Annotated in this window: 13 protein-coding genes; 12 read left to right on the top strand and 1 reads right to left on the bottom strand. The window is 38.6% G+C overall.

Going from position 1 to position 16,743, the window contains the following annotated elements:
• Positions 1-58 precede the first annotated feature (58 nt).
• The 12 genes from LDL79_RS14785 (at position 59) to LDL79_RS14730 (ending at position 15,560) form a co-directional block, all read left to right on the top strand.
• Positions 59-2,275 (top strand): RelA/SpoT family protein, encoded by a 2,217-nt coding sequence (locus tag LDL79_RS14785; RefSeq protein ID WP_225598267.1) that lies wholly within the window; start codon positions 59-61, stop codon positions 2,273-2,275.
• A 24-nt stretch (positions 2,276-2,299) separates the two neighbouring features.
• Positions 2,300-2,788, top strand: coding sequence for a Fur family transcriptional regulator (locus tag LDL79_RS14780; RefSeq protein WP_175546491.1), 489 nt, complete (start codon positions 2,300-2,302; stop codon positions 2,786-2,788).
• Entirely contained in the window at positions 2,789-4,060 is a 1,272-nt protein-coding gene (locus LDL79_RS14775; protein ID WP_225598266.1) for an adenylosuccinate synthase, read from the top strand.
• A gap of 132 nt (positions 4,061-4,192) precedes the next feature.
• Positions 4,193-5,245 carry a zinc-binding metallopeptidase family protein gene (locus tag LDL79_RS14770; protein WP_225598265.1) on the top strand — a complete coding sequence of 351 codons (1,053 nt, stop codon included), beginning with the start codon at positions 4,193-4,195 and terminating at the stop codon, positions 5,243-5,245.
• 47 nt (positions 5,246-5,292) lie between these two features.
• Positions 5,293-5,862 (top strand): CYTH domain-containing protein, encoded by a 570-nt coding sequence (locus LDL79_RS14765; RefSeq protein ID WP_167597263.1) that lies wholly within the window; start codon positions 5,293-5,295, stop codon positions 5,860-5,862.
• Between the two features lie 88 nt (positions 5,863-5,950).
• Complete coding sequence (locus LDL79_RS14760; RefSeq protein WP_225598264.1) at positions 5,951-7,780, top strand: OstA-like protein; 1,830 nt, start codon at positions 5,951-5,953, stop codon at positions 7,778-7,780.
• Positions 7,770-8,972 (top strand): aspartate aminotransferase family protein, encoded by a 1,203-nt coding sequence (locus LDL79_RS14755; protein WP_225598263.1) that lies wholly within the window; start codon positions 7,770-7,772, stop codon positions 8,970-8,972. Before LDL79_RS14760 ends, LDL79_RS14755 begins: the two co-directional genes overlap by 11 nt.
• A gap of 103 nt (positions 8,973-9,075) precedes the next feature.
• Positions 9,076-10,473, top strand: coding sequence for a tetratricopeptide repeat protein (locus LDL79_RS14750; protein WP_225598262.1), 1,398 nt, complete (start codon positions 9,076-9,078; stop codon positions 10,471-10,473).
• A 185-nt stretch (positions 10,474-10,658) separates the two neighbouring features.
• Positions 10,659-11,639 (top strand): DUF368 domain-containing protein, encoded by a 981-nt coding sequence (locus tag LDL79_RS14745; RefSeq protein ID WP_225598261.1) that lies wholly within the window; start codon positions 10,659-10,661, stop codon positions 11,637-11,639.
• Positions 11,629-12,651 carry a DUF368 domain-containing protein gene (locus LDL79_RS14740; RefSeq protein WP_225598260.1) on the top strand — a complete coding sequence of 341 codons (1,023 nt, stop codon included), beginning with the start codon at positions 11,629-11,631 and terminating at the stop codon, positions 12,649-12,651. The genes LDL79_RS14745 and LDL79_RS14740 overlap by 11 nt, the downstream gene beginning before the upstream one ends.
• Before the next feature lie 58 nt (positions 12,652-12,709).
• Positions 12,710-13,438 (top strand): shikimate dehydrogenase family protein, encoded by a 729-nt coding sequence (locus LDL79_RS14735; RefSeq protein ID WP_167597268.1) that lies wholly within the window; start codon positions 12,710-12,712, stop codon positions 13,436-13,438.
• Positions 13,439-13,523: 85 nt separating this feature from the next.
• The gene (locus LDL79_RS14730) at positions 13,524-15,560 is read left to right on the top strand and encodes a DUF349 domain-containing protein (RefSeq protein WP_225598259.1); all 2,037 of its coding nucleotides are present in this window, start codon (positions 13,524-13,526) and stop codon (positions 15,558-15,560) included.
• Positions 15,561-15,670: 110 nt separating this feature from the next.
• Here the strand turns inward: LDL79_RS14730 and LDL79_RS14725 are convergent, their stop codons facing one another.
• Complete coding sequence (locus tag LDL79_RS14725) at positions 15,671-16,684, bottom strand: hypothetical protein (protein ID WP_225598258.1); 1,014 nt, start codon at positions 16,682-16,684, stop codon at positions 15,671-15,673.
• Positions 16,685-16,743 lie beyond the last annotated feature (59 nt).

The raw sequence follows: 16,743 nt of genomic DNA, 5'->3' as shown, positions 1-16,743 counted from the left end.
ACCTGAATCACTGCCAAAATCCATTTGCTTTTTTAGGATATAATTGTACTTTTAAATTATGACTCCGGTTGATATAGAAAAAGAAAATAAAGAGCTCGCCAGACAATACAAAGAGTTGCTGCGCATAAGCTACCGTACGCTTTCTGACGATGATAAAAAATTGATCAGACAAGCGTTTGACGTGGCTGTTGATGCGCATAAAGATCAGCGTCGTAAATCTGGTGAAGCTTATATTTTTCACCCGCTTGCTGTTGCCCGCATAGTCGCCAGCGAGATCGGGATGGACGCGACATCTATTGCTGCAGCCTTATTGCACGATGTCGTAGAAGACACCATTTATACGCTTGAAGATCTCGAAGAACGCTTTGGCCCTACTGTCGCTAGAATTGTAGACGGACTCACTAAGATATCGAATCTCAAAAAGCACAGAGATGTCTCGCTTCAAGCAGAGAATTTCAGAAAGATGCTGCTTACCATAAACGATGACGTTAGGGTTATTATCATCAAGATCGCAGATCGTTTGCACAATATGCAGACAATGGATTCTATGCGGCCTGATAAGCAAATTAAAATTGCCAGTGAAACCCTTTACATCTATGCTCCGCTTGCGCATAGAATTGGGCTTTACAACATCAAAACAGAACTTGAAGATCTTGGTTTAAAATACACAGAGCCAGAAGTATTTAAAGATATTTCTCGCAAAATGAAAGAGACCAAAGAGCAACAAGATCAATATATTGAAGAGTTTACGCAGGCGGTTCAAAATTCTTTGGATAAAGAAATTTTGGACTATGAGATAAAAGGTCGGCCAAAATCTATTTACAGTATTCGTCGCAAAATGCTCAAACAGAACATTCCTTTTGACGAAGTCTATGACAAATTTGCGATACGTATCATTTACAAAGCAACACCAGAAAGCGAGAAGTTCTTAGCCTGGAAGATTTATTCCATAGTTACAGACCACTTTAGACCTAACCCTACGCGACTCAGAGATTGGATTTCATCTCCAAAATCTACCGGTTACGAAGCGCTTCACATCACCGTAATGGGTTTAAAAGGGCGCTGGGTTGAAGTGCAAATTCGTTCTGAACGTATGAACGAAATCGCCGAAAAAGGTTACGCTGCACATTATAAATACAAGCAAGGCTCTTCAAATGAAAATGAAGAAGATAAAACGCTTGATGAATGGCTAAATCGTCTGCAAGACGCACTCGAGAACAACGAGACGAATGCTGTTGAATTTGTTGAGCAGTTTAAACTGAATCTTTACAACAAGGAGATTTTTGTTTTTACGCCGCAAGGAGATCTAAAATCACTACCCAAAGCTGCCACGCCACTCGATTTTGCTTTCAGTATTCACACCGAAATAGGAATGCATACTCGCGGAGCTCGGGTGAATGGTAAATTGGTTCCTTTGAGTCACGAACTTAAAAGCGGGGATCAGGTAGAGATCATTACTTCAGAGCACGCAAAGCCTAACAATAACTGGTTAGACTACGCTACCACAGCGCGCGCGCGGTCTAAAATTAAATCTTCGCTTAAAGACGAAAAGAAAACCATTGCCGAAGACGGTAAAGTTATTCTTACCAGAAAACTGCGTTCGCAAAAGATCACGCTTGATGAGAATATCATCAACGAGATGGTTATTTACTTTAAGCTCAAAACCAGCCTAGACTTATTTTACCGTGTAGGTATTGGAACCATTGATAATAAAATGATCAAGGAGTACGCGGCTTCCAGAAGCAGCGCTATTGTAAGCTTCTTTAAAAATAAAATTAGGAAAGCTCCGGTTGCAGAGCACGTTGATAAAGATGAGATAACTGATAAATACGATTTATTGGTTTTTGGGAGAGACGAGCAAAAGTTAGACTATACGCTTGCAGCTTGTTGTAACCCGATTCCCGGGGATAAGGTATTTGGTTTTACCACCGTTTCTGACGGAATTAAAGTACATAAGCAAAACTGCCCTAATTCTATTTCCTTACAAAGTAATTATGCGTATCGCATCATTCCGGCGAAATGGATAGATTCATCAGCTCAAGAATTTAGAGCAGATCTAGAATTAACCGGTATAGATACGCTAGGACTTGTTAATCATGTGACGCGCGAAATTTCAGAACATATGCACGTAAATATGCGCGGACTGAATTTTACCACCAATGACGGCGTTTTTAAAGGGAACATAACCGTGATCGTTCAAAACAAAAAGCATTTACACAGACTTATCGAAAACTTGAAAAAAATAAACGGTATCGACAAAGTCATACGCTTGTAAATGCGTAACTTTGCAAATATTATTATGATACCAAAAGCTACAATAAATAAAGATCAGGAAGTCGTTAAAAACGTCTTCACAAAGTTTCTAGAAGATAACGGTCACCGTAAAACTCCAGAGCGCTACGCAATTCTACAGGAGATTTACAACTACAATGATCACTTTGATATTGAGACCCTCTACATCAGCATGAAGAATAAAAAATATCGTGTGAGTAGAGCAACCCTTTACAATACAATAGAGCTTTTGCTGGCTTGTGGTCTGGTACGTAAACATCAATTTGGTCAAAATCAATCGCAATACGAGAAATCGTATTTTGACAAACAACACGATCACGTGATCCTTACCGATACCGGCGAAGTGATTGAATTTTGTGACCCGCGTATTGAGTCTATTAAAAAGACTATTGAAGAGGTTTTTGATATAAAAATCAACAAGCACTCCCTTTATTTTTACGGTAACCGCAAGCAGGATAATTCAACCGAAAATACAACCGAAGACAACAACTCATAAATGGCAGTAGATTTACTTCTTGGTCTCCAATGGGGAGACGAAGGTAAGGGCAAAATCGTAGATGTTCTTACAAAGGATTATGATATTATAGCCCGTTTTCAAGGCGGACCAAACGCTGGACATACGCTAGAATTTGATGGAATTAAGCACGTTTTGCACACGATTCCTTCAGGAATTTTTCACGAAAATGCAATCAATCTTGTAGGTAACGGAGTCGTAATCGATCCTGTTATTTTTAAGAAGGAATTAGACAACTTAGCGCAATTCAATATAAACATTAAGGAGAAACTTCTTATTTCCCGTAAAGCGCATCTGATTTTACCTACGCATCGCCTTCTTGATGCTGCTTCTGAAGCTTCAAAAGGAAAAGCGAAAATAGGTTCTACCCTTAAAGGAATAGGACCAACGTATATGGATAAAACCGGTCGTAACGGAATCCGTGTAGGAGATCTTGAACTTGCAGACTGGAAAGAGCGTTATGCTGCCTTAAGAGACAAGCATATAGATATGATTGACTTCTATGATGCAAAGATCGAATATGATCTTGAGGAACTAGAAGCAGAATTCTTTAAGGCTGTTGAAGTTTTAAAAGAGCTCACCTTTATTGATTCTGAAGAATATCTATATCAAGCGCAACAAGCTGGAAAATCTATTTTAGCTGAAGGTGCGCAAGGATCTCTATTAGATATTGATTTTGGCACATATCCTTTTGTGACCTCTTCAAACACGACAGCTGCCGGCGCCTGCACAGGTCTGGGAGTAGCACCTAATCAAATTGGGGACGTATTTGGAATTTTTAAAGCTTACACTACTCGAGTAGGTTCTGGCCCCTTCCCTACCGAACTTTTTGACGAAGTTGGTGAGACTATGGGACGCGTAGGTAACGAGTTTGGAGCTACCACAGGTAGACCTCGCCGTTGCGGATGGTTAGATCTTGTAGCCCTTAAATATGCGGTGCGCGTTAATGGCGTTACTCAATTGATGATGATGAAAGGTGATGTTTTAAGTGGTTTTGACACGCTTAAAATTTGTACACAATACAAATACAAAGGTGAGGTTATTGATCACCTACCCTATAACATCGAACCGGAAAATGTAGAGCCTGTTTACTCAGAAATGAAGGGCTGGGAAGAAGATCTTACCAAAATGAAAGGTGATGAGCAGCTTCCTAAAGAGCTTAACGCCTACATTGAGTTCTTAGAAAAAGAATTGAATGTGCCTATCAAAATCGTTTCTGTAGGACCAGACAGAACCCAAACGATTCACCGATAGTCACAAGATTATAGAATTGATAAAAATCCGAAGCGAAAACTTCGGATTTTTTTATGCTTTCTTTTTAATAGTATTATGAAAAGCTAAACGCGGTAACACTTACATTTACAGTAAACTAACAACCAACTTTCCATGAAATTATTTCAATGCAGTAACTGTAAAAATCCGGTGTATTTTGAAAATACAACCTGCGAAAAATGCGGTAACAACCTAGGTTACCTTAATGCGCTTGAAGAAATAGTCTCTTTTCCGGCTGATCAAAAAACGGTCATAGCACCTACCAAAGAAAAAACAGCACTTACCTATTGCGCTAACCATCAATACAACGCCTGCAACTGGTTAGTAGCTACCGAAAATTCAACGCCGTTTTGTGAAGCTTGCAGTACTAACCGCACCATACCTGATTTGAGCATTCCTGAAAATAAACTAGATTGGCAAAAAATTGAAACGGCAAAGCATCGCCTTTTTTATGCGCTTCATAAGCTAAAACTTCCCACTAAATTCATTATTAATAAGCAACCGCTGAATCTTACATTTGACTTTTTGGCTCCAGACCCCAGCGATCCTTCCGCGATAAAAACAGGACACGCTAATGGTTTGATTACCCTCAATATTCAAGAAGCAAATGCTGCACACAGAGAATATATTAAAGAACAACTTTCAGAACGCTATCGCACGCTTTTAGGTCATTTTAGACACGAAGTCGGTCATTTTTACTGGGAAGTTTTAATACAGCCTAAAGCTAAAAATCTAGAAGAATTTAGAGCTCTTTTTGGTGATGATACACAAGATTACGGTCAAGCTTTAGAAGCTCATTATAAAAATGGCGCTCCCGAAAATTGGCGCGAGAGTTACATCAGTAGTTATGCAACGATGCACGCTTGGGAAGATTGGGCAGAAACTTGGGCGCACTACCTGCATCTGATGGATATGCTTGAAACCTCGTATAGTTTTGGCTTGAGTTTAGATCCTGAAATCTCTAAAGTGCGTAATCTTGAGGTAGCCTGTGATTTTGACCCTTATGAGGAAAAAGATTTTCAGAAAATCATTAAACACTACTTACCACTCACCTACGCCTTAAACTCTCTTAACCGCAGTATGGGGCATCAGGATGCATATCCTTTTGTGCTTTCTCCACCGGTTATTGAGAAATTGACGTTTATACATAAAGTGGTAAGGTTGTAAAGTTATTTGAACATTGATGATTATTTTTAGAGCACCAATTGTGTCCTATGTTTGAAGTTGAACTTACCGCACGCTTAAAAAATTATACCGATACTCGAGCTCAGATTTTAGCCTTACCCATTGATTCACATTATAAACTGGATTACGATGATCGTTATTATGACATCGATGACACTCTAACGCAAGGCGATCAAGAGTTTCGTTTACGTACAAAGACCAATCGAGATTCTGGTGAGGCTAAACATTACCTCACGTTTAAAGACAAGGCTTTTGAACAGGTGACGCGCTCTAAACCGGAATATGAAACTTTGGTTTCAGACCATTATAACACAGAGCAAATCCTTTTTAAGTTAGGCTACCAGAAAAGCGCACATTACACCAAACACTGCGAGATTTTTAATCTGAAATATCATAACGCTTCCATCGAGATTGCTTTAGTTCAGTTTGATAAATTAGCAGACACATTTATCGAAATTGAAACCAACACCCTTGATAAAGCGGAGACTGATGCTCTTTTTGAAAAACTTTACAAGCTTCTGGAAGAGATAGGACTTTCTAAAGATCAACTTACTAAAGAGTTTTATATAGATATGATCAAAGCAGCCCAATCTGAGTAGTTTCCCTTGCTTTGAGTCCTTTAGATTTTTGATTTAAACAAATACTTAAAGCGGGTGTTTTTCCGTTATATTTGCATCAAAATTTGCTATGCCCAATTTTTTTAGAAAAAGCGCCCTTTTGCTTCTCGTTCTTTTTTCGATCAGTCTGTCTGCTCAAGAGAAAAAGGAATTAGACATCACTTCAGATATCTCACAAATTGACGAAGTCAAGTATCCCGGAGCCTTGGTAATGTATAAAAATACCAAGCAGGTCTACATCCAGCACGAAGGAATCGAGATGTGGTGTGATCTGGCCTTCCATTACAAAGATGAAAATTTTGTGAGAGCCATTGGTAACGTGCGTATGAAACAAGGCGATACCATAAGTATGCGTAGCAATTATGCTGAGTATAATGGTGACACGCAATTTGCTTGGGCTTCCGGAGGCGTGAATCTCAGAACTCCGACTGCAACCTTAGATACTGACACGCTATACTTCAACCGAATTAAACAACAAGCGTATTACAGAACTGGCGGTACGCTGCGCGATACAGCTAGCGTTATCGAAAGTAAAATAGGTCGGTACTTTTTAGATCAAGATAAATACTCTTTTATTCAAAATGTGGTTGTTACCAATCCTGAATATGTGATCAATAGCGACCAACTCGACTTTTATTCAGAAACCGGAGCTGCATACTTATACGGCCCGTCGACCATTACAAGCGAGACCAGCACTGTGTATTGCGAGCGTGGCTACTATGACACGCGCAATGACAACGGCTATTTTGTAAAGAACTCTCGTATTGATTATGACAATCGTACAGTATATGGCGACAGTTTGTATTTTGACCGTCCTACGAGTTTTGCTTCGGCGACCAACAATATTCGCGTAATTGACACGGCAAATAACAGCGTGATCAAAGGGCATTATGCCGAAGTGTTTAAAGAAAAAGATTCGGTATTTATTACCAAAAGAGCGGTCGCTATAACCGTGCAAGATCAAGATTCTATTTATGTGCACGGTGATCGACTTGTAGTTACCGGAATTCCTGAAAAACGCATCGTACGCGGTTACTACAACGTGCGTCTTTTTAAAAGTGATATGAGTGGTAAATGCGACTCCATTCACATTAACCAAGCTAACGGACTTACCCAAATGATTGGAAAACCGGTTTTATGGAGCGGTCTGAGCCAAATGACCGGTGATTCTATTCACTTAAAAAGTAACACAAAAACAGAGCAGCTAGATTCGCTTCACGTTTTTGAAAATGCATTTCTGGTTCAACAAGATACCATTCCGCTATTTGACCAAGAGAAAAGTGGTTTTAATCAGGTTAAAGGTGATGTGCTCTACGGAACTTTTCAGGACAATGCTCTACATCAAATAGACATCATAAAAAATGCCGAAAGCATCAATTATATGCGAGCAGATGATGGTGCTTTACAGGGAATTGACAAAAGTAAATCGGCTTCTATTACTGCTATTTTAGAGGATAATGCTTTGGTAGAAATTACCAAATTCAAACAGGTAGATGGCGAGGTGTATCCGCTTTCAAAATTCCCTAAAGAGTCTCGAGAATTTGAAGGGTTGAACTGGCGTGGTGAAGAACGATTGCTCACAAAAGAAGATATTTTTAAAGGAGAAGCTCCGTTTAAACTTACGAAGATCGAAGGAATTCCGCTGCCGGAAATTGATGAAGACTTCTTTGATAATACGATCCCTGAAGAAGAGCTCGATATCCCCGAAGCTTCTAAACTCAACCCATCTGATCTAAAGAATCGAGAGGAAGATGCTCCGGCGATTGGGGTGCCAATCAATGAAAAAGCCACCATCAAAAAAGATTCGTTAGCTCCCAAACCTTCAAAGCCGACAAGCAAACAACCGCTTAAACAATTACCTACTTTAAAAGTTCAAGATTCCACAGATAATGAAAGCTGATTTCTTTAAATATCAAGCGCAAACGAGTCCGCATCCTCTAGCGATGGAAGTCTCGCACGCAAAAGGCAGCTTTATTTATGACACCACAGGCAAAGCCTATTTAGACTTTGTAGCAGGCGTTTCTGCAGCGAGTATTGGGCATTGTCATCCGGCGGTAGTTAAGGCGATTCAAGAGCAAAGTGAGAAGTATTTACACGTGATGGTGTACGGGGAATATGCGCAAGATCCTGCTGTCGAATTAACGCGCTTAATTGCTGCAAATTTGCCAGATCCGTTAGAACAAACCTATTTGGTAAACAGCGGTACAGAAGCTATTGATGGTGCAATGAAACTCGCTCGTCGCGTCACAGGTCGAAGTAAAATAATTTCGGCAAATCAAGCCTACCACGGCAATACTTTTGGGGCATTGAGTTTAATGAATTACGAAGAACGCGTAGCCCCTTTTAGACCGCTGGTTGGCGCTATCTCACACATCAACTTCAACAACTTTGGAGATTTAGAACAGATTACCAATGAAGTCGCCGGAGTCGTTTTAGAGACCATACAAGGCGGTGCGGGATTTATTCAACCGGAACACGGCTGGCTAGCTGCAGTAAAAAAACGCTGTGAGGAAGTTGGAGCACTTTTAATCCTAGATGAAATTCAGCCAGGTTTTGGACGTACTGGAACATTTTTTGGTTTTGAAAATTATCACGTAGTTCCTGATGTGGTGGTGATGGGTAAAGGTATGGGCGGCGGAATGCCTATAGGCGCTTTTACTGCTTCAACGGCGCATATGCGTTTGCTTTCTGACAATCCTAAAATGGGACACATAACCACTTTTGGAGGTCATCCTGTCATTGCGGCAGCAGCTTTGGCTACCGCAAAAACTATTTTAGATGGAGAGCTCATTCAGCAAACTTTAGAAAAAGAAATGCTTTTTAGACGCCTACTGAAACACGATCTGATCACCGAAGTACGCGGTAAAGGCCTTATGCTGGCAGCTATTACACCTTCCCCAGAAATTACAACCGAAGCCATTTTGATGGCGCAAGATGAAGGTCTTATTTTATTTTGGCTATTGTTTGAGACTAAAGCCATTCGCATCACTCCGCCCCTGACGATCTCTGAAGATGAGATTATTAAAGGCTGTGAGATCCTGCTTAAGGTTTTAGATAAAATTGCGACTAAATTGTCATTATCAACTGTTTAGGCGTAATTGTTGATTACTTTGTTAACAACAATATGTAGCCTACAGTCTTCTGCCTGTTATCCTTTATAAATTTATATAGGCAGAAATTTTAAAAGCAACGTGTATGAAGTTTAATCAAGAACACGAAGAGAATAATTTCCCGCTCACCCGTTTTGAATCTATGTTAAAGACAAATGATGTCCTTTTCTTCGATTCGGATGAATTTGAGAATATTGTCAACCATTATTTAGAAAATGGCAAAATTGCGCTCGCAAAGAAAGCTGTTAAACTTGGTCTTGACCAGCACCCTTCCTCCTCAAACCTCAAACTTTTTAAAATCGAAATTTTAATCTTTGAGAATAAACTTGATGAAGCAGATCGTTTGCTGGCAGAACTTTATGAATTAGAACCTCAAAACGAGGAAGTCTATATTCAGAAGGCTAATATTTTCTCAAAAAGAGACGATCACAAAAAAGCCATTGAGCTACTAGAAACTGCACTAGAATTTACAGATGCTGATGCTGATATCTATTCTTTAATAGGAATGGAATATTTGTTTATGGACGATTTTCAGAATGCTAAGTATAGTTTTATGAAATGTCTTGAAGTAGATGAAGACGATTACTCTGCACTGTATAATGTGATCTATTGCTTTGACTTCTTAGAACAACACGAGGAGGCGATAGATTATCTCAATATGTTTCTTGATAAAAATCCGTATTGTGAGGTAGCCTGGCATCAGGTGGGTAAGCAGTATTTTGATCTAAAAAATTATAACAAAGCGCTGGCCGCTTATGACTTTGCGATCATTAGTGACGATACTTTTATCGGTGCCTATTTTGAAAAAGGAAAAGTGCTTGAAAAATTAGGTCGCTACAATGAAGCGATTGAAAATTATCAAATCACTCTTGGGCTGGATGATCCTACATCATTTGCTTATTTAAGAATGGGTAAATGCTACCAAAAGTTGCATTGCGACGATCTTGCCATCGAATTCTTTTTAAAGACCGTTAAGGAAGATCCGCTTTTAGATAAAGGCTGGATCGCGATAACTGATTTCTACACCAAGAAGATGGATTATCAAAATGCGCTTTATTACATCAACAAAGCCATTAATATTGATGGTGAAAATGTGTTATATTGGAAGCGCTATGCTAAAATCAACAACCGCTTAAAGTTTTATGAAGAAGCAGAACGCGGCTATCGCAAAACTTTAGAATTAGGGAATTATGAGCTAGACACTTGGTTAACGCGCTGTGATATTCTTATTTACTTAGGTGAATATGAAGCTGCCGTAACCAACTTGTTTGAAGCCATCGAGTTTTATCCTGAATCTCCGCAAATTGAATTCAGACTTGCAGGACTATATTTCAGTCTCAATCAAGAGGAAAAAGGACATTTTCATCTAGAAAATGCATTGCGCTTAGAACCTGATTACGATATCATTCTTGAGGAACTTTTCCCTTTTGTTTATGCCAAACGCAGCGTACTCAAAAAAATAAAAAAGGCTAAGAAATCTTAATTCTGCAAGAAAGGCCTATTTTAAAAATGTTCATATCATAAATGATCTCAAGGGACTATTTTCATTGAGACACCACTAAAAACCACAGGTCATACCACTTGTGGTTTTTTTATTTTTCTTGCCGGCACTTGCGGCTTTGAATTTATATTTCTTTCTTACTTTTGAGGCCAAACAACAACCTGCCTATGTCTCAAAACAGATCATTACTTAACTATGCGGTAATTATATTAAAAGGTCTTGCGATGGGCGCTGCTGATGTAGTTCCTGGAGTTTCTGGTGGTACTATCGCATTTATTGCAGGTATTTATGAAGAATTAATTGCGACTATTGATAAGCTTGATACATCTTTCTTTAAAGTCTGGAAAAATGATGGAATTAAAGCGGCTATAAACGCATACAATTTAAAGTTTCTTGGAGCGCTGTTCCTCGGTGTTATTCTTAGTATTCTCTCTTTAGCTAAGCTTATTACGTATTTGCTTGAAGAACATCCGTTGCTGTTATGGGGATTCTTTTTTGGTCTGATCGTAGCAAGTATCGTTTATATCGGAGCTCAAATCAAAAAATGGAATTTTGGTGTCATCCTTTCTGGGGTGATTGGCATTGTGATCTCATATTATATTACCATCGCCGAACCTTTAAGCACAGGTGCAAGTTATTGGTTTATCTTTCTTTCAGGCTTTGTAGCCATCATTGCGATGATTCTTCCGGGAATATCAGGTTCGTTTATCTTGTTACTTTTAGGCTCTTACAGCATTGTTTTAGGTACTGTGCGTAACTTTGTTGATGCGCTTCTTGCCTTTGATTTTTCGGCCTTAAAAGATGCAGCTTTAAAGCTTGTACTCTTTATGTTAGGTTGCGTAGTGGGCTTAAAGACATTTTCAAAAGTTCTCTCCTATCTCTTTAAAAATTATCAAAATTTGACGCTCGCTTTACTTACAGGTTTTATGGTTGGCGCGCTCAATAAAGTTTGGCCCTGGAAAGAAGTGCTTTCGTACCGCACCAATTCTGAAGGGCATCAAGTACCCTTAATTGAAAAAAGCATTTTGCCTCAGTATTTTGACGGCGATCCTAAAGTACTCTTGGTTTGCATCTTGGCGCTTATAGGCTTTTTGACTATTTTTCTGCTTGAACGCTTTGCCAATTCTAAACAAGAAAATGGAATCTAAACATCGCTCCTTTCCTGATAAGGTTTGGCTGGTACTTAAAGGGCTTGCAATGGGCGCAGCCAATAAAGTGCCGGGCGTTTCTGGTGGTGTGGTCGCTTACGTTGCGGGCTTCTATGAAGAGTTTATTTATTCGCTTCAAAAAGTCAATAAAAATGCGTTTAAACTATTGCTTAATGGAAGATTTAGAAGCTTTGCGCGCTATGTAAATGGCAGATTTCTTTTTCTGCTAATTCTAGGAATGATCATTAGTTATTTTAGTGTGTCAAAACTGTTAGACATCGCTATTGACCACTACCCCTTGTACGTTTGGAGTGCTTTTTTTGGAATGATCATAGGTAGTATTTATTACATCGCTAAAGATTTTAATGACTGGTCCCAGCGCAATATCATTATCCTAGCCCTCGGAATTATCACAGGGATTCTTATCAGTTTACTTGAGCCGGCTACACAAAACGACAATCTGATCTTTGTATTTTTCTGTGGAATCATTGGCGTTTCAGGAATGACATTGCCGGGATTATCGGGTTCTTTCATTTTGATCCTATTGGGTAACTACGTGTTGCTGTTAGTGGATTCGGTTAATGCGCTTTACGATACGCTGTCTGACCTCATTCAAGCTGATTTTTCATTTATTAACGATCCGCACCGTTTGCGCTTACTTCAAGTGATGGCGGTATTCACTTTAGGATCTGTAACCGGTCTTGTGACCTTATCTAACTTTTTAGGTTATTTGCTGAAGCATTATAAACATGCAACCAATGCAGCCATAATAGGTTTTATTGCTGGCTCTTTAGGGGTTGTTTGGCCTTGGAAAAATCCTGTTTTTGAGCGCAATGCACTCGGTGAAATCAATTATGATCGTGTAGGTGATCCTATTTTAACGAATTATGACCGATATTGGCCAGAAAGTTTTTCCGCAGAAAACATAATTGCAACGATATTCATACTTTTAGGAATCTTTAGTGTGGTAGCATTGGGTAAATACGGGGAAAAGACCCGTGTACAGTCTTAAGAAATACTCCATTTTTACAAGCACTAAAACCAACTAAATCATATAACCCCAACCAATTATGATTAAATTAGGCCTTATAGGTAAGAATATTGACTATTCATTTTCAAGAAAATATTTTACCGAAAAGTTTGAAAGAGAAGCTATTGATGGATCTTACGTTAACTTTGATTGCCAAAGCCCTGACGAAGTAAAACAGCTATTGGAGCGTACAGATTGCTCGGGATTTAATGTTACGATCCCTTACAAGGAAACGGTAATGCCCTATCTTGACGAACTCAATAAACACGCGAGTTCTATTGGCGCGATCAACACTATAAAACGGTTGAGCACGGGTAAGTTGAAAGGTTTCAATACAGATTATCTAGGGTTTAGAAGATCTCTAAAGCCTTTTTTAGAGGAGCAAAATCACACGCACGCGCTTATTTTAGGAACCGGCGGCGCTTCAAAAGCCATCGCTTACGCCTTAGAATTAGAAGATATTTCATTTAAATTCGTTTCTCGAAACCCTGAGAAAGATCAGCTTGCGTATGACGCTTTAAACGGTGCGATTCTTTCAAAACATACGCTTATCATTAACACCACTCCGCTAGGCACGTATCCTAATATAACAGACTGTCCTAAAATTCCTTATCGCTTGCTGGGTAAATATCATTTGCTTTATGACTTGGTTTACAATCCGGTAGAAACGCAATTTTTAAAAAACGGAAAAGCCCAAGGCGCCCGCATTTCAAACGGTTATGAGATGCTTAAACTACAAGCCGAAGCAGCCTGGCAAATCTGGAATTGATCTATCCTTCTCGCATTGTGTTCTTGTTAATTGCTTTCTTAGTAGTATCTTTAAATACTAATAAAGCACCTTAACATTGAAACAAATGTCAGAAGAAAAAAAAGCATCAGACAAAGACGAGAAGATTGATAACGATAAAACACAGACTTCTAGTCAGATAGAATCTCAACAACCATCGGATAACTCAGAAACGCCTGAAAATCCTTCAGAACAACAGGATGAAGCACTTGTCACTGAATCTATAGACGTTATACAAAGCGCCAAGAATGAGGAACATGATGACGAAGAATTTGTTGCTGAAGAATCAGACGAAGATGAGGAGACTGATCCTAATGATCTGGATGCAGCTTTAAATGAAGATAGTGAGGACGAAAGCACTTCTGAACGTCATAATATTCCTAAAAAAGAATACGATAGCCTTAGTAAAGAAGAACTCATAAAAGAGTTTAAATACCTGCTTAATAACCATAAAATTCAAGCCATTAAAGAGCACGTGACCGAATTGCGTGCAGCATTTATATCTCAGTTTGAAGAAGAGCAGGAAGAGGCTAAAGAGAAGTTTTTAGAAGAAGGCGGAAACATCATTGACTTCAGATATTACAGTCCGTTAAAGAAGGAATTCAACACCCTTTATTTTGAGTATCGTGAAAAGCGCAATAACTACTACAAAAATCTCAAAAAGGATCTTAATGCCAATCTAGAAACGCGCAATGCATTGATAGAAGAGCTTAAAGAACTTAAAAATGAGGTGGGTGGTGAAGATAGCATCAATACTACATTTGAGAAGTTTAAAGATATTCAGGAACGCTGGCGCAATGCAGGGAATATTCCGCGAGATCGTTATAATCTGGTATGGAATAACTACCACCATCATATCGAAAATTTTTATGATTTTCTGCATCTCAACAGAGAGTTTAGAGACAAAGATTTTAAAGAGAATCTTGACAAAAAACTGAAACTTATTGAGCAGGCCGAAGAACTTGCTAAAGAACCGGATGTAAATAGAGCATTTAAAGAATTACAAATGCTGCATAAAATCTGGAAAGAAGAAGTAGGACCGGTTTCTAAAGAATACCGTGAGGAAATCTGGGAAAAATTTAGTGCGGCTACGCGTAAAATTCACGATGCACGTCAAGAATATTTTAAGAATATAGATAAGATCTACGAAGAAAATCTTGAGAAAAAACAAGAGGTTATTGCTAAGATCGAAGATATAGCGGCTAACCCGGCGACTGCACACAGCGGCTGGCAGAAACAAATGAAAGAAGTAAATACGCTACGTGAAGAGTTTTTCAAAATAGGTAAAGTTCCTAAAAGAGATAACGAACCTACGTGGAAGGCGTTCAAAAAAGCGACGCGTGAATTCAATCATAATAAAAACGGATTCTATAAAAATCAGAAGAAGCAGCAGTATGAAAACCTGCAGAAAAAGCTAGAACTGGTTCAGATCGCTGAAGACAACAAGGACAATGAAGACATTAAAGTCACAATTGATCTTATGAAACGCATTCAAGCCGATTGGAAAAAAATTGGCCACGTTCCTCGTAAAGACAGCGATAAAGTCTGGAAACGCTTTAAAAAAGCTTGTAATCATTTCTTTGACCGCTTACACGCAGAGAAAAAAGAAATCCTTGAAGAAGAGAAAGGAAATCTTGAAGAGAAAAATGCATTACTCGATAAGGTTCAAGCAATTGAACTCAGTGGTAGTCACGAAGATGATCTAAAAACCATTAAAAGTATCATTAAAGAATGGAAAGATACCGGTCGTGTACCTCATTCTAAAAAGAGTATTGAGCAAGACTTTAATAAAGTACTCGACGGTTTATTTAAAAAATTAGATCTAGGTAAAAAAGAATCTGAACTTATTAAATATGAAAATCGGGTTGCGGCTATAGCCGATGAGGATAGTAATCAAGCGCTTAATAAAGAGCATTATTTCATCACTAAAAAAATAGATGAAATCAAAGCCGAAATCAATCAGCTTGAAAATAACTTAGGATTTTTTCAGCACGTTGCAGATGATAATCCATTGGTACGCGATGTTCATAAAAACATAGCTGATCACAAGAAAAACCTAGAAATATGGAAAGCTAAACTGGCTAAACTTAAGTCTTTATACTAGTTATTGGATTTAGAAGTTTTAAAGCTTTCATTTCAAAAAATTTCTTATTATCATAAAAAAAAGCACAGCCTTTACAGCTGTGCTTTTGATTTTTAAAAGGTTTCAGTTCTTTAGTCTTTATAAAGATATAAAGAAGATACACCTGATAGTGCCGTTGCAGAATTAGGAGCAACATTACCTCCTGCTGATGAAGAAACATTTCCGTAAGTAAGTATTTGTCCGCCTCCGTTTGCTAATTCAGCTACATAAACCGCATCGGTTTCTGCATCATAAACCACATTTACTGGATTCCCCATAAGTGTAGCATCACCTTCATATCTAACCTGATCAGTAATGGCTAGCGTTCCGCCGTTATCAACAGCATCAAATTTAGAATCAAAATTAGTGATCACGTGAAATGCACCATCTACAGCAAAGTCTCCTCCTGAAGCTGCTGCAATATCAGTCATAATCATAGTTCCACCATCATAATCAAGTCCGTGTGTACGCACAATACCTTCAACTGTAATGCGCTTAGAAGCTGCAACAGTCGCATCTGTTGTGTTAGTAGATGCAAAGTTCGTAAATACCGCAAGATCACTACTGCTATCTACCACAGCATAAAGATCGTTACCAACAAACTCAATACCCCAAACTGCAAAATCAACAGTAACTGTATTTCTTAAAGTAAAAGAATCTCCATCTTTTTCAAAAACGAAAAATCTTCCGTTAGCATTGGCATTATCAGAAACAACATAGATATTTCCATTAACGGCTAAATCTCTAGGGCTTTGTAAAACGGTAGGTCCCATAATATCTACATCAAGACTAATAGTAGCCTCAATAATATCACTTACACTCAAATAAGATTGAAGCGATGTTTGTGTCGCGCCACGTGCTGCAATAGTAAAACTATCATCATCCGGACTGTAATAAATTCCTTCTGCATCTGCTGAAGCGGTTCCGTAAGTAGTAATTTCTCCTCTAAGAAGGTCGTATTTAGTTACGCTGCCATCTGTATGACTCGTTGCATATAAGTCTGCTGTTCCATTAATTTCGTTACCTGCATCATCCGTGTCATCATCACAAGAAGTTAAAGCTAATAATCCGATAGCTCCAACATAAATAAATTTAGAAATGTTCATAAATTGAATTTTAGTTAAAATTGTTTTGTTCCTCCTAAGAAACGCAAAACAGCTTGTTC

The sequence above is a fragment of the Leeuwenhoekiella palythoae genome (genome assembly GCF_020310025.1).
Classification (GTDB): domain Bacteria; phylum Bacteroidota; class Bacteroidia; order Flavobacteriales; family Flavobacteriaceae; genus Leeuwenhoekiella; species Leeuwenhoekiella palythoae.
Note: the sequence above shows the minus strand (reverse complement) of the source record. Positions and strands in the feature narration are given on the sequence as shown.

What these genes read in the sequence shown, in the direction of transcription:
- LDL79_RS14785 (WP_225598267.1), top strand. Translation starts at nt 59, where the DNA reads ATGACTCCGGTTGATATAGAAAAAGAAAATAAAGAGCTCGCCAGACAA.
- LDL79_RS14780 (WP_175546491.1), top strand. Translation starts at nt 2,300, where the DNA reads ATGATACCAAAAGCTACAATAAATAAAGATCAGGAAGTCGTTAAAAAC.
- LDL79_RS14775 (WP_225598266.1), top strand. Translation starts at nt 2,789, where the DNA reads ATGGCAGTAGATTTACTTCTTGGTCTCCAATGGGGAGACGAAGGTAAG.
- LDL79_RS14770 (WP_225598265.1), top strand. Translation starts at nt 4,193, where the DNA reads ATGAAATTATTTCAATGCAGTAACTGTAAAAATCCGGTGTATTTTGAA.
- LDL79_RS14765 (WP_167597263.1), top strand. Translation starts at nt 5,293, where the DNA reads ATGTTTGAAGTTGAACTTACCGCACGCTTAAAAAATTATACCGATACT.
- LDL79_RS14760 (WP_225598264.1), top strand. Translation starts at nt 5,951, where the DNA reads ATGCCCAATTTTTTTAGAAAAAGCGCCCTTTTGCTTCTCGTTCTTTTT.
- LDL79_RS14755 (WP_225598263.1), top strand. Translation starts at nt 7,770, where the DNA reads ATGAAAGCTGATTTCTTTAAATATCAAGCGCAAACGAGTCCGCATCCT.
- LDL79_RS14750 (WP_225598262.1), top strand. Translation starts at nt 9,076, where the DNA reads ATGAAGTTTAATCAAGAACACGAAGAGAATAATTTCCCGCTCACCCGT.
- LDL79_RS14745 (WP_225598261.1), top strand. Translation starts at nt 10,659, where the DNA reads ATGTCTCAAAACAGATCATTACTTAACTATGCGGTAATTATATTAAAA.
- LDL79_RS14740 (WP_225598260.1), top strand. Translation starts at nt 11,629, where the DNA reads ATGGAATCTAAACATCGCTCCTTTCCTGATAAGGTTTGGCTGGTACTT.
- LDL79_RS14735 (WP_167597268.1), top strand. Translation starts at nt 12,710, where the DNA reads ATGATTAAATTAGGCCTTATAGGTAAGAATATTGACTATTCATTTTCA.
- LDL79_RS14730 (WP_225598259.1), top strand. Translation starts at nt 13,524, where the DNA reads ATGTCAGAAGAAAAAAAAGCATCAGACAAAGACGAGAAGATTGATAAC.
- LDL79_RS14725 (WP_225598258.1), bottom strand. Translation starts at nt 16,684, where the DNA reads ATGAACATTTCTAAATTTATTTATGTTGGAGCTATCGGATTATTAGCT.